The sequence below is a fragment of the Meishania litoralis genome, from assembly GCF_042611095.1.
Taxonomy (GTDB): Bacteria; Bacteroidota; Bacteroidia; order Flavobacteriales; family Flavobacteriaceae; genus Meishania; species Meishania litoralis.
The window spans coordinates 799,105-813,548 of record NZ_JBHFPV010000001.1; the positions used below are offsets into that span (position 1 = coordinate 799,105).

Below are 14,444 nucleotides of genomic sequence, written 5' to 3' on the forward strand. Positions count from 1 at the left end.
CTTTAAAACGCAAACACATGCCCAATATTCCTATCAGGACCACGGTAGTCGGCAGTTATCCCTTTCCCGGATGGCTTGAATTCGTATCACAGAACCTTGATCAATTTGGTGCCGCCGACATCGAAGAGGCCATTGAAGATGCCGTTATCGCGGCAATTCACGACCAAACGACGGCCGGCCTAGATGTCATTACCGATGGCGAACAAACCCGATTGGACTTCAATCTGTCTTTTTACGGTTTTATCAATGGAATCGAAAACAACACTTCAGACACCCGAAAATTCGGTCCACCTGCCCATGACCAGCGCGGAAAAAACAATATCATCGGAAATCTGGCCGCACCCAACGGCCTTGGTGCGGTAAAAGAATTTGAGCGCCTAAAGAAATTAGCGCCAAAAGGCCCGGTTTTAAAAGCGAGTATTCCCGGCCCTTACACTTTGGCCGGTAGATTATTGCCAAATGGCACATACAAAGACCGTTACGAGATTACCGAAGCTTTGCTGCCCATTATCAGCAACGAGCTAAAAGCTTTGGTAGCGGCTGGTTGTACCGAAATTACGGTTGACGAACCATCGATGAGCTGCTATGCCTACAAGGCCGACACAAAGCGTTTCGTCGACATCTTCAATCGTACGGTAAAGCCGATCAAAGAAAAATGCAATCTCAGCACGCATTTATGTTTTGGCAATTTCAAGGGAAGGCCGGTAGGATATCGCAGCATCAAACCGATGTTGCCGGATTTTTTGGATATGAATGTCGACGAAATACATATCGAAATGGCCAATCGCGAGTTCGCAGAAATCGAACTGCTCGCGCCTTTTGCCGAAAAAATGAACGTTGCCGTAGGTATCATAGATGTCAAAAATTACTATATCGAAACCGTTGACGATGTTGTGCAGCGAATCAATCGCTGCCTAAAATACGTTCCAGCAGAAAAACTATCGGTCGCTCCCGATTGCGGCCTAAGCCAAACGGCCCGTTGGGCCTCAAGACAAAAGCTGATCAACATGGTCGCTGGGGCGAAAAAAGTTCGTGGATCATTATGAGCTTAATTCCCGCCCTAAAAAAGAATGAGAATCTAATTGCCGAAATGAACGGCTTTCTTTCCGAAAAAGATGGTTTTCGTCTTTGGTGGTTGGGCCAAAGTGGGTATGTATTGCAATGGAACGGCAAACGGATCTTGATAGACCCCTACCTTTCCGATTCGCTCACCAAAAAATATGCGAAGACTGAAAAACCCCATATGCGCATGAGTGAGTTGGTGGTGCGACCCGATTTATTGCGGAATATTTCCGTAGTAACTTCAAGCCATAACCATACAGATCATTTAGATGCCGAAACCTTGATTCCAGTCTTGAAAAACAATCCCGATATCAAATTCATCATTCCGGAAGCCAATCGTAGTTTCGTTGCCGATCGGGTACAATGCGATTATGATTTTCCCATAGGCATGAACGACGGTTTTACCTATACAATCGATGGATTTACTTTTGTCGGTATCCCCGCAAAACACAACGAATTGGCACGCGATGAAAATGGCAATTGCAAGTTCATGGGATATGTCATTCAGTTTGGAACCTACTCCATTTACCATAGTGGAGATACCTTATGGTTCGAGGGCATGGTGGATCTATTGAAACCTTTCAATGTCGATGTCGCCATACTGCCCATCAACGGAAACAAGCCCGAAAGAAAAGTTGCGGGAAACCTGAACATTGTCGAAGCGGTGGAATTGGGACTGGCGATCAATGCAAGATATGTGATTCCCTGTCATTACGATATGTTTACCTTTAATACTGCAGATGTCAATGATTTTGCGGCCGAAGCAGATAAAAGAGGGCAGCGCTATCGAGTGCTCGGGGGAGGTGAAAAATTTAGATACAAAAACCCGTAGGTTTTTCTTTTAGAGCTCAAAAAGGTATCTTACTGAATGGTTCAAAGCCTTACAATTTGATGCCCAAAAACAAGTATTATGATCGCATTGGAGTTCACCACTTTTATCGGCCGTTTTCATCCGCTTTTCGTGCATCTCCCTATTGGTTTTATAATCTTGGCCATCTTATTGGAGGGGTGGGAAAGTTTTAAGAAAAAGGGGAATCCAAGTAGGTTGATTCCGATCGCGTGGTTCATCGGTGGCCTAGCGTCATTTGTAGCCGCCCTTTGCGGATGGTTTCTTGGAGAAACCGGACTCTATATTGAGGAACAACTTTTTCTGCATCGTTGGCTGGGCATCGCCCTTGTTCCCATTGCTTTTATCGGTTGGTGGATCAAAAGAGCACCTGAGCAATATCCAAAACAACTACAACACGGCTTCAATATTTTATTGATTGTTTTATTATCCGTTGAAGGGCATAAAGGCGGCAACCTAACCCATGGTGAAACATATTTGACCGAGTTCGCCCCTGAACCGATACGAAACCTTTTTACCTCACAAAAAGATTCTGTTTTCAATCTTCGATCCAACAACCCAGATTCAGTAATAGTATACACAGAATTGATACAACCTATTTTTCAAGCGAAGTGCGTTTCTTGCCACGGCAATGAGGTTAAAAGGGGGGCACTGAATATGAGCCATCCAGATTCCCTTTCACTTGGCGGCGACGGAGGCGATGTTATAGTACCGGGCAATCTCGAGGACAGTGAACTTTTCAGAAGAATCACGCTCCCGCAAAAGAATGTCAAATTCATGCCTCCTACATCAAATGTATTGACCTATGACGAAATCAAGACCATAGCATGGTGGATCGAACAAGGGGCATTGTTCGAAAGTAGGGTAAGCGAGCTAGAAGTCGATAAAAACTTAAAACCGGTACTGTTGCGTAGATATGGGCTAAATACCACCCCTCGGCCTTGGTATGAAAAAGTACAGGTGGCCCCGCTGGACAGTACTCAGATTGCCCTGCTTATGCAACAAGGTTTTTCAGTAAAGACCCTGGGCGCCAATAACCCGTTGTTAGATGTCGGGTATAAGGGCACTGACCTTTCACCTGAAAAATTGGTGGCCCTGGAACCTGCGAAAGAACATATCACCTGGTTTTCGTTGACCGGAACCAATATAAAGGACGAATGGCTTTCCGGGCTTTCTGGTTTTGTGAACCTTACCCGTTTGGAATTGGACAAAACCTCAATCTCTGATTTAGGAATCGCCCACCTCAACGATTTATCCCATTTAGAGGTGCTCAACCTTTATGCCTCACAGGTTTCCGATGCCTGTTTACCAATATTACAAGAACTTCCTGCATTGAAGCGGGCATATCTCTCTCGAACGAAAGTGACTTTTGATAAGGCAAAAGCCATTGAAGATGAAGACGGTTTGACCATTATCATTGCTGAAAATGTCAAAAATTAACCTAAGAAGAATCGAATGACCTATTTCATTAATAATGCGATCCAAGTAATGTTCTTGGCGATTGTTTCCCTTTTTGCAGTGGGCTGCAACGACCTAAGAGGCGAGCACTATACAACACCCGACCTTGAATTTAAGACTGAAATCGAAGACGGATTCGTGGTTCCGGTGGGTTGGGATATCGCACTTTGGGCCGAATCACCATCTTTATACAATCCGACCAATATGGATGTTGATGCCAAAGGACGCATCTGGGTTACCGAAGCGGTCAACTATCGTGATTTTAATAATGATCCCGAGAAACGTTTGAACTTTGAAAAAGGAGATCGCGTCATGATACTGGAAGATACCGATGGGGATGGCGTCAGCGACTCATCCAAGGTATTCGTGCAAGACAAAGACCTTGTCGCCCCCATGGGCATTGCCGTTCTGGGCAACAAGGTTTTTGTGTCTTGTGCCCCATCACTACTAGTTTATACCGATGAAAACGGGGATGATGTTCCCGACAAAAAGGAAGTCTTTCTCAAAGGTTTCGGTGGATTGGATCACGATCACAGTCTGCATGCGCTCATCGCCGGACCCGATGGTAAATATTACTTCAACACGGGCAATGCCGGACCTCACTATGTAACCGATAAAGCCGGTTGGCAATTGCGTTCGGGGAGTGTTTATACAGGAGGAACGCCGTATAACAATGAAAATGAACCGGCCCTGGTCAGCGATGACGGTCGTATTTGGGTAGGCGGTCTAGCACTGCGAATGGAAAAAGACGGTACCGGTCTGGAAGTCGTGGGCCATAATTTTCGCAACTCTTACGAAGTTGCTTTGGACTCTTACGGAAATATGTGGCAAAATGACAATGACGACCAAGTGGTAACCTGTCGTGTAACTTATATTATGGAAGGTGGTAATGCAGGTTTCTTCAATGCCGATGGCAAACGTACGTGGCAAGCAGATCGAAAACCGGGGCAAGATATTTTCTCTGCCCACTGGCATCAGGAAGATCCGGGGGTAATGCCGGCAGGGGACAACACGGGTGCAGGATCTCCAACTGGTGTTGTGGTGTATGAGGGCGAGGCTTTTGGCCCAGAATATCAGGGAATGCTTTTAAGCGCCGATGCCGGGCGAAACGTCATCTTTGCTTATCAACCTTCAAAAGAAGGTGCCGGCTTTCATTTGAAAAGAAGGGATTTGATTACCTCTATGCAAGAATCTACCGAAGGATATATTTGGAACGATATCGATGATGACAAACGAAAATGGTTTCGGCCCAGCGATGTTGCCGTGGGCACCGATGGGGCCATTTACATTGCCGACTGGTACGACCCCGTAGTGGGCGGACATCAGATGATGGACAGTCTCGGATATGGCCGTATATACCGCCTTACACCTAAGGGAAAGAAATTAAGAAATCCACTTTTGGATTTGACGTCCGTTGATGGCCAAATCGATGCCCTGTTAAATCCAGCGGTCAATGTCAGAAACCTTGGGTTTGAAAAGTTGCTTCAAGAAGGGGAAACCGTTGTGCCAGAGGTTCAAAAAATAATGGAATCTGACAACCCGCTACATAAGGCGCGGGCAATCTGGCTTTTGTCACAATTAGGAAGCAAAGGAACCAAGATAGTTGAAAACATCCTCGAAAAAGAACCCGACCCGCGATTGAGGGTAACGGCCTATCGGGCCTTAACCGATAACGAAAACTCGGTTCTGAAATATGCTTCCGTGGCGGTCGATGATCCTTCGCCAGCCGTTCGGAGGGAAGTGGCCATATCGCTTCGCGATATTCCATGGGCTCAAAGCGAAAAGCTCATTAAAGAACTATTCGAAAGCTATGATGGAAAAGACCCTTGGTATTTGGAAGCACTCGGTATGGCTTCGGATGGAAAGGAGGAAGAGGCCTATGCCGCATTGGTATCCGATCAACCGGAAAATCCGACGGAATGGTCAGTTAATTTTGCTTCATTGGTCTGGCGGATGCATCCGAAATCGGCGGTCGAGGCACTGAAAAAAAGGGCAATGGCCGAGAACCTAAGTGATTATCATAAAGCAAGGGCAGTCGATGCCTTGGCATTTATCAGTGACAAAACAGCAGTTGCCGCAATGATCGATTTAAAGAATTTCGAAGAGCACCTAGAAATTCAAAAATTGGCGCGTTGGTGGGTTGATTTTCGAATGACCAATGATTGGTTTTCCCTTTGGGATTGGCAATCCGAAACGGGGATTACCTTTGAGCTTACCGAAGCGATCGAACGCCAACAAGAAACACTTCTCGATGAGAAGAAGCCGTTTTCCGAAAGGGTAGCGACAGGCAACATAATGGCCGGTACTTTGATCGGCGGGCGCTTGTTGATTTATCTTGCCTCGGAAGACAAACTTTCCAATAAACTAAAAAATGCAATCTCCGCGGCCATTTTTGAAAATCCCTCGTTAGAAATTAAGACATTGGCTCAAGAGTATTTTTCAAAACCCACAGAAGAACGGCTTTCCATTTCCAGTATTTTGGCGTTACAAGGAGATAAGTCAAAGGGCGAAACCCTGTTTTCCTCAAAATGTATCACCTGTCATACCAACGGTATTATCGGCAACGACATCGGGCCTGCCCTATCAGCTATAGGCGAAAAATTTGATAAAACGGCCATGCTCGATGCCATTGTCCGTCCAAATGCATCCATCGTTTTTGGCTATCGGCCAACCATGATCAAAACAAAGACCGGGCAGGTCTTCTATGGTTTTCTACTTTCTGAAGCCGAGACCACGGTTCTCAAAGATATAACAGGAAGGCAAATAGTAATCGCCCCTGATGATATCGAAGTCCAAAAGAAGATGAAACTGGGCCTGATGCCCGATGCCAAAACCTTGGATTTGAGCCATCAAGATTTGGCAGATCTAAGTACGTATCTGTTAAGTTTAAAAAATAGCGATCTTTAGAACACAACGTAGACGAAAAACACACTATGAAAAATTCAATTGGCAGAAGAGATGTTCTTAAATCCTCGATTGGCGTTCTGGGCCTCGGTTGTTTATCGGCCTTCGACATTTTCATGGGTGACCCAAAAAACCGTTTTAAGATAGGGGCTTGTGACTGGTCAATAAATCAATTGGCAAAAATAGAGGCCATCGAAGTCGGCAAAAATATAGGTCTCGATGGTGTACAGATCAGCCTTGGCACTTTGAATGATGATATGCACCTACGAAAGCCTAAAATTCAACAGTACTATAAGGAAGCCTGTAAAAAACATGGCATGCAAATCGGCGGTATCGCCATTGGTGAAATGAACAACATTCCCTATAAATCAGATCCGCGTGCCGAACAATGGGTCTCCGATAGCATCGACGTTGCCAAAGCCCTTGGAGTAAAGGTGGTCTTGTTGGCATTCTTTCATAAAGGCGACCTTAAAAATGACATCGAGGGAACAAAAGAGACCATTCGCAGATTAAAAAAGATAGCCCCAAAGGCCGAAGACAGCGGAGTTGTTCTAGGATTGGAAACCTGGTTGAGTGCCGAAGAGCACATGCATATTCTCGATAGCGTAAACTCCACAAGCGTAAAAGTGTATTATGACGTTGCCAACTCGAACAAAATGGGTTATGACATCTATGAGGAAATACGTCAGTTGGGCAAAGAGAATATTTGCGAGTTCCATGCCAAGGAGAACGGTTTTCTTCTCGGAAAAGGTAGAATCGATTTTCAAGCGGTCCGCAGGGCCGTCGATGATATCGGCTATGAAGGCTGGGTGCAGATTGAAAGTGCCGTACCCAAAAAGACGGATATGTTCGAAAGTTACTTACACAATAACAAATACCTTAGATCGGTCTTAAATGAAAAATAAGCTTGTTAAGTTTTGAATTCCATCATCCCTCAAGGGAAATGTTTGCCATACAAAACACATTCAATATAAATAAGCAAGCCCTTGTAAACCATGAAATGGCCGGTTTTGTACGTCGAATTGAAAAATAACTTGACCGGCAAAATTTTTAAGGGTTTGGTATGAAGATAGGATAGAAATAACAAAAAAAATCGGTTAGGGGCCTATAGAAAAACCTCAAATTTATGAGTTATGGTTATACTATCAATTTAAATGAATATAATCTAAGTTGTTTATATTTAAATATGCTATTCTTTTATGCTTAGAACAGGAAAATATTAAAATCACAGGGATGTTTCATGTAAAATATATTTTCTACATAGCAAGTCTGACCACCTTAGTTTCGTGTGTGGGCCCAAATCTTCCCGAATCGGTGCAGTCGGCCTACGAAAAACTTCCGCAGAAAATCGATTTCAACCAGCACGTCAAACCAATTCTCTCCGATAAATGCTTTATCTGCCATGGCCCTGATAAAGCAAAAGTAAAGGCGGGACTGCAATTGCACCTACCCGACTTGGCCTATCAGGAATCGAAAAACAATCCCGGCACCTATTCCATAAAGCCCGGAAATGCAGACAGGAGCGATTTGGTTCATCGGATCCTATCAAATGATCCCGAATACAAAATGCCCGAACCTGAATCGCACCTCACCTTAACGGATTACGAAAAGGCAATGCTTGTCAAATGGATCGAAGATGGTGCCGAGTACAAAGACCACTGGGCATTCACCGCTCCGGAGAACAAAGAACCCCCAAAAGTAAGACTCCATGACAAAGTAGGTAATCCTATTGATAATTTTATTTTAGCGAAGTTGGAAGTTGAAGGATTAAAACCCAATCCGCCCGCTGACAAAGAAACCATTTTACGCAGACTGTCATTCGACCTGACAGGCTTACCGCCAACAATCGAAGAAATCGACAATTTCGTGAACGATGATTCGCCCGACGCTTATGAAAAACAAGTAGATCGTTTATTGGCCTCGCCCCATCATGCCGAACAATTGACCTTGGATTGGATGGATCTTTCGCGTTATGCCGATACGCATGGCTACACGGTGGATCGTTATCGCGACATTTCGCCTTGGCGCGATTGGGTCATCAAGGCTTTTCAGGAAAATATGCCATACGATGAATTCGTGCGCTGGCAAATGGCCGGCGACATGATGCCCGACCCGACGAAAGAACAGATCCTCGCAACGACTTTTGGTCGTTTACACCCTCAGAATTCCGAAGGAGGAATTATCGATGAAGAATTTCGTTCAGAGTATGTCGCCGATCGCACCAATGTTGTTGGCGAAGCTTTTTTGGGTTTGACCATGGCCTGTGCCAAGTGCCATGACCATAAGTACGACCCCATCTCGCAAAAGAACTATTACGAGATGTATAGTTTTTTTAATAATGTGAACGAGTCAGGGCAGATATCCTACGATTTTTCGATGCCAGCACCGAACCTGATGTTGACCACTGAAGAACAAGACAAATTTCTCGAGTATGTCGAGGGTCTGATCGAGGAAAAAAAGCAATCTGCCGTAAAGACGATTGCGTCAGAGAAGCCCAAGGTTACTGATTGGATAGCCTCCGGCGGATATAAAAATATCGATGCGAAAGGAACTCCCAGAGGGTTGGTGGCCAAAATCGATTTTAAAAATGGTAGTTTGAACAATGCCCTGAATCCATCGCAAAAAGGAAAAATGAACCGTCAATTCGCGCCAAAACAAATCGCTAATATTGTTGAAGGCTATTCCGGAAAAGGTTTGAAATTCGATGGTGACGCCTGGTTGGAACTGCCAAGTCTAGGTACCTTTCATCGCTATGAGCCCTTTAGCATCGCCTTAAGGGTTTTTATTCCCGAAGATCTTGAAAACGGCGTGATATTCCACAAAGGCATCGGGGCCAAATTGTATAATTTCAGGGGGTACCACTTGGCACTCAAAGAAAATAAATTCGAGTTGCTCTTGGCCCATTTACATCCTGCAAATGCCATTGTCAAATATAGTATTGAAGAAGTGCCTAAAGAACAATGGCTACAGTTGACCTTCACCTATGACGGTTCGAGCAGTGCCAGTGGCGTGAAACTCTTTTTGAGCGGGGCGGAACAACCAACAGATACCTTTGTCGATAATCTGTACAAAGATTTTGTTTTTAGACCTGATACGTATGGTACGAGCGGCGTCCCTCAAGATCCGGGGCTTCAGTTGGGTGCGCGTTGGCGAGGCAAGGGAATAGGAAATGCCATTGTTGATGATATAATGGTATTTGACCACGAGCTTTCCGAAATAGAAGTGCTTCAAATTTCCGATCCCGAAAGATTGAAAGGGCTATTGGCCAAAACCTACCAAGACTTGACAAATGATGATAAGTTGGCACTGGAAAAGTATTATCTATGGACAAATTCAAAAACGTACCGGCAGTCAATATACGATCTTAAAGAAACCCGAAAGATATTGGCGGACAGTATTGAACCCATTCAGGAAATAATGGTCATGAAGGAGATGGACGAACCCCGAGAATCTTTCGTTCTTGAACGCGGATTATATGATCAATTTGGGGAGCGTGTCTATCCGAATACTCCGGAAAAAATATTTGCATTCCCAGACAGTCTTGAAAAAAATCGATTGGGCTTGGCCAAGTGGGTAACCGACGCGAACAACCCCTTGTTCGCTCGGGTAACGGTCAACCGCTACTGGAAGAATATTTTCGGAACCGGTATCGTTCGTACTGTCGAAGATTTCGGCAACCAAGGCGAGTTGCCGAGCCACCCGGCCTTGTTGGATTGGTTGGCCATTCGATTTGTTGAATCAGGTTTTGACGTAAAGGCTTTGCACAAGCTCATGGTCATGTCGAATACCTACCGACAATCTTCTTTGGTGAGTGAAGAATTGATGGAAAAAGACAAGGCGAATCGACTTTTGGCCAGAGGTCCATCACGCAGGTTGACTGGCGAAATGCTCCGTAACAATGTGCTACTGGCCTCGGGACTTTTAAATCGAAAAATAGGAGGAAAAAGTGTAAAACCATATCAACCCGCCGGACTCTGGAAAATCAACGGGGCGGCCTACGAGGAAGATGAGGGAGAAAAATTATACCGTAAAAGCATGTATACCATTTGGAAACGTTCTGTGCCACATCCGACGATTGCCACTTTTGATGCTCCCGAGCGATCTTTCTGTGCAGTGCGTCGCCAAGAGACCAATACCCCGCTGCAAGCTCTGGTCTTGATGAACGATCCTACCTATGTAGAAGCCTCAAGAGTGCTAGGATACAATATGTCGCAATATTCCGACCCCAAAGCGGATATTTCGAATACCTTTAAAAAACTGACGGGAAGAAGCATTCAAGATAGGGAACTGAAACTTTTAGCCGATTTACGCCTGGAAGAATACGAAAAATTCAAAACAAACGAACAAAAGGCCGAAGGATGGTTGAATACAGGGGAATTCCGTATTTCAAACACCAATGACGAAGCCCTAGTTGCCGCAAATGCGGTGGTTGCAAGTACCATCATCAATTCGGATGCCGTGATAACAAAAAGATAAGGTCTCGCCTGACCACTCCGAAGGTGGGGACTTTTATCTCAGAAGTTAAATGTATTTAGTGTTGTTATTAAAAAGTAAAGCAAGAGTTCCCTCCCCCTCGGAGAGGGTTAGGAAAGGGACTCAGGGTATTGAAACTAAAAGACATGTGCCATAACCACGAGAATTTAAGATCGAACAACAGAGACCTGCAAGAAGTAGAACGACAAATGGATCGTCGTAACTTTTTGACCAAAACCTCCATGGGTCTGGGCGCCATTGCCCTAGGCTCGTTGTTAAATGCCGATAAAGCTTTTGCTTCGGTAAAAAATGGTGTTCTTGATACTGCAAGTGCCGATGCGTTGTTGAAATCGTATAACAAAAATCGATTGGGACTGCCACATCATGCGCCCAAGGCCAAACGAATCGTCTACCTATTTCAAAGCGGCGGCCCTTCGCAACTTGAAATGTGGGACTATAAACCGAAGCTAAAGAATATGTTCGGGCAAGATTTGCCCGACTCCGTGCGACAAGGGCAACGCCTTACCGGAATGAGTGCCGAGCAAACGTCTTTCCCCATGGCGCCCTCGCTATTTGATTTCAAACAATATGGAGAAACCGGAACATGGGCCAGTGATCTATTGCCATACACTTCGGAAGTTGTCGACGACCTCTGCTTTATCAAATCGATGCAGACCGATCAGATCAACCATGACCCAGCCATTACCTTTATGCAGACCGGGAATCAATTACCGGGCAGACCATCGATAGGTGCCTGGTTGAGCTACGGCTTGGGTTCCGATAACGAGAACCTTCCAACTTTTATAACATTGATTACAAAAAATATGGGTGGACAGCCCTTGTATTCCCGTTTATGGGGCAATGGTTTCCTTCCAACGGAACACCAAGGGGTGCAATTCCGTTCCGGGAAAGACCCTGTACTCTATCTAAGCGACCCCGAAAATTATGACGGCAATGACAGAAGGCAAATGTTGGACTATCTCGGCAAACTGAACGAAGTGCAACATGATACCTACGGCGATCCTGAAATACAAGCACGAATGGCGCAGTATGAAATGGCATTCCGTATGCAGACCTCGGTTCCTGAAGTGACCGACATGTCCGATGAACCCGATTACATTTTCGATATGTATGGCGAAGACAGCAGAGATCCCGGCACCTATGCCGCAAATTGCTTGATGGCCAGAAAACTTTTGGAAAAAGATGTAAAATTCGTGCAATTGTACCACCAAGGATGGGACCAGCACAGTTATTGTCCCGGTGGTGTGAAGGCACAATGCAAACGAACAGATCAGGCCAACGCAGCATTGATCAAAGATTTGAAACAACGCGGCATGTTGGAGGATACTTTAGTTGTCTGGGGTGGCGAATTCGGGCGAACGGTTTACTCCCAAGGGCAACTGACTCCTGAAAATTATGGTCGCGATCATCACCCAAAGGCCTTTACCATGTGGATGGCCGGCGCGGGTGTAAAAGCCGGACACACCCATGGCGAAACCGACGATTTTAGCTATAATGTGGTCAAAGACCCGGTACACGTACATGATTTTCATGCGACGCTTATGCATCTATTCGGTATCGATCACGAACGGCTTACTTTTAAACATCAGGGAAGGCGTTATCGATTGACCGATGTACATGGGCATGTGGTCAATGATATACTTTCGTAAATACCAAACCCTTAATTGCAGCAAGCAGATAGTATGAGCCGTCAAAGCTTGTATCGGGCCAACACATTTATTAAACCATATATTTCTCGCTCAATGGAAAAAAATGAACAATGAGCTTTCATTCCGTTATAAGTTGCCGATTGCGTTCTGAATTACACCGATATACTTTACTTTTATGTACTAAGATTCGAATACCTAAAGCATGAAGCAGAATGAAAAACACGCCATGTCGAAAGAGCTGGCACAAAAAATAGACGAAAGTGGCGTTGTTGCCGTACTCATAATCGATGAGGTCAAGCATGCCGTGCCAATGGCAAAAGCTCTTTTGAAAGGCGGTGTCGATGCCATTGAACTGACGCTTCGAACCCCTGCGGCCATCGATTCGGCCAAGGCCATAAAAAAGGAAGTTCCTGAAATAACTTTGGGTTTTGGCACAGTATTGACCACGGATCAAGTGAAGGCAGTAGTAGATGTAGGGGCCGATTTTGCGGTTTCGCCAGGTTGCAACCCTAAAATAATCGCAGAGGCCAGAAAACAGGGCCTAGACTTTGCCCCAGGCGTCATGACCCCCACCGATATCGAAATTGCCATCGAACACGGGTGTCGGGTCTTAAAGTTTTTTCCTGCCGAAACCTCGGGGGGCATGAAACATCTTGAAAGTATGGCTGCCCCATATATACATCTGGGCCTGAAATTTATTCCGCTGGGCGGATGCAACATAGACAATGCGCCGCTATACCTTAAATCTCCTTTGATAACGGCAATCGGGGGCACTTGGATAGCCAAAAGACCCTTGATCCAATCAGAGGATTGGGAAGCCATAACAACTAACGCCAAAGAAATAAGAACATTGATCGATCGAATCAAAAAGAACTGATTAAACCCGAATAAATCCTTATATTCCTTGTCTTACTTATTAACATTCCAACAAACATGAAGAAAGTCGTAACCTTTGGGGAAATTATGGGGCGTGTGGCCTCTCCGGAAAACCTGCGCCTAAGACAGGCAAGAAATTTCGAAGTTACCTATGCAGGTGCCGAAGCCAGCGTGGCGGCTTCGATCTGCAATTATGGTGGAAAAGCCCGTTACGTGACCGCCCTTCCAAAACATCCGCTAGCTGAAGCTGCAATGGATTCAGTACGTGCCGTCGGTATCGATACCGAATATATCTTGCGTACCGACGAAGGCCGACTGGGCCTCTATTTTCTGGAGACCGGTGCCAATCAACGCCCAAGCAATGTTGTATATGACCGGGCCGATTCGGCCATATCGATTACCCCTGCCGACAGATACGACTGGAAAAATATTTTTAAGGATGCTCAATGGCTCCATCTTAGCGGCATTACTCCCGCCTTGTCCAAAAATGCGGCGGAGGCGACCCTTGTCGCCGCCCAACAAGCAAAAAAAGCAGGGGCCTCCGTTTCTATTGACCTGAACTTTAGAGGCAAACTATGGAAATGGGATTCAAACTATTCCCAAAAGGATTTAGCCCAAAAAACCATGCGTGAAATTTTACCTTTTGTAGATGTCGTAGTCGGCAATGAAGAAGACTGCCATGATGTACTGGGCATTCAGGCCGGTGATACCGATGTTCATTCGGGCAGTTTGGATACATCACGCTATCCCGAGGTGGCCAAGCAGGTCGTACAGCAATTCCCGAACATTAAAAAAGTGGCCATAACGTTGCGGGAAAGCCTCTCTGCCAGTCACAACAATTGGGGCGCCATGCTTTATGATGCCTCCGAAAATCAGTCCTTTTTCGCTCCTTTGGATGCAAATGGAGAATATAATCCCTATCAAATCAAAAACATAGTCGATCGTGTGGGTGGTGGTGATTCGTTCGCTGGCGGGCTCATCTTCTCATTGATAACGTCCGAACTTAGCGAACCACAGACCGCATTGAATTATGCCGTGGCGGCTTCTTGTTTAAAACATTCCATCAAGGGCGATTTCAACTATTCGACAAGGGCCGAGGTCGAACGCCTGATGGGCGGCAATGCTTCTGGCCGTGTGGTTCGCTAAAAACTTCC

At 45.4% G+C, this 14,444-nt stretch carries 9 protein-coding genes; all 9 read left to right on the top strand.

Annotated elements, in window-relative coordinates:
• Positions 1-17: 17 nt before the first annotated feature.
• The 9 genes from ACEZ3G_RS03630 to ACEZ3G_RS03670 all read left to right on the top strand — a co-directional run bounded on the left by ACEZ3G_RS03630 (position 18) and on the right by ACEZ3G_RS03670 (position 14,436).
• Entirely contained in the window at positions 18-1,046 is a 1,029-nt protein-coding gene (locus tag ACEZ3G_RS03630; protein WP_432424114.1) for a hypothetical protein, read from the top strand.
• Complete coding sequence (locus ACEZ3G_RS03635; RefSeq protein ID WP_432424115.1) at positions 1,043-1,894, top strand: MBL fold metallo-hydrolase; 852 nt, start codon at positions 1,043-1,045, stop codon at positions 1,892-1,894. Before ACEZ3G_RS03630 ends, ACEZ3G_RS03635 begins: the two co-directional genes overlap by 4 nt.
• Positions 1,895-1,972: 78 nt before the next feature.
• Positions 1,973-3,349 (top strand): c-type cytochrome domain-containing protein, encoded by a 1,377-nt coding sequence (locus ACEZ3G_RS03640; RefSeq protein WP_432424116.1) that lies wholly within the window; start codon positions 1,973-1,975, stop codon positions 3,347-3,349.
• 15 nt (positions 3,350-3,364) lie between these two features.
• A complete protein-coding gene (locus tag ACEZ3G_RS03645; protein ID WP_432424117.1) occupies positions 3,365-6,274 on the top strand; it encodes a PVC-type heme-binding CxxCH protein in 2,910 nt (969 codons plus the stop codon).
• A 26-nt stretch (positions 6,275-6,300) separates the two neighbouring features.
• Complete coding sequence (locus ACEZ3G_RS03650; RefSeq protein ID WP_432424118.1) at positions 6,301-7,176, top strand: sugar phosphate isomerase/epimerase family protein; 876 nt, start codon at positions 6,301-6,303, stop codon at positions 7,174-7,176.
• Between the two features lie 328 nt (positions 7,177-7,504).
• Positions 7,505-10,747, top strand: coding sequence for a DUF1553 domain-containing protein (locus tag ACEZ3G_RS03655; protein ID WP_432424119.1), 3,243 nt, complete (start codon positions 7,505-7,507; stop codon positions 10,745-10,747).
• Between the two features lie 143 nt (positions 10,748-10,890).
• Positions 10,891-12,414: a DUF1501 domain-containing protein gene (locus ACEZ3G_RS03660; protein ID WP_432424120.1), complete on the top strand. Its 1,524-nt coding sequence runs from the start codon at positions 10,891-10,893 to the stop codon at positions 12,412-12,414.
• A 202-nt stretch (positions 12,415-12,616) separates the two neighbouring features.
• Complete coding sequence (locus ACEZ3G_RS03665) at positions 12,617-13,291, top strand: bifunctional 4-hydroxy-2-oxoglutarate aldolase/2-dehydro-3-deoxy-phosphogluconate aldolase (protein WP_432424121.1); 675 nt, start codon at positions 12,617-12,619, stop codon at positions 13,289-13,291.
• 56 nt (positions 13,292-13,347) lie between these two features.
• The gene (locus ACEZ3G_RS03670) at positions 13,348-14,436 is read left to right on the top strand and encodes a sugar kinase (RefSeq protein ID WP_432424122.1); all 1,089 of its coding nucleotides are present in this window, start codon (positions 13,348-13,350) and stop codon (positions 14,434-14,436) included.
• Positions 14,437-14,444: the final 8 nt, after the last annotated feature.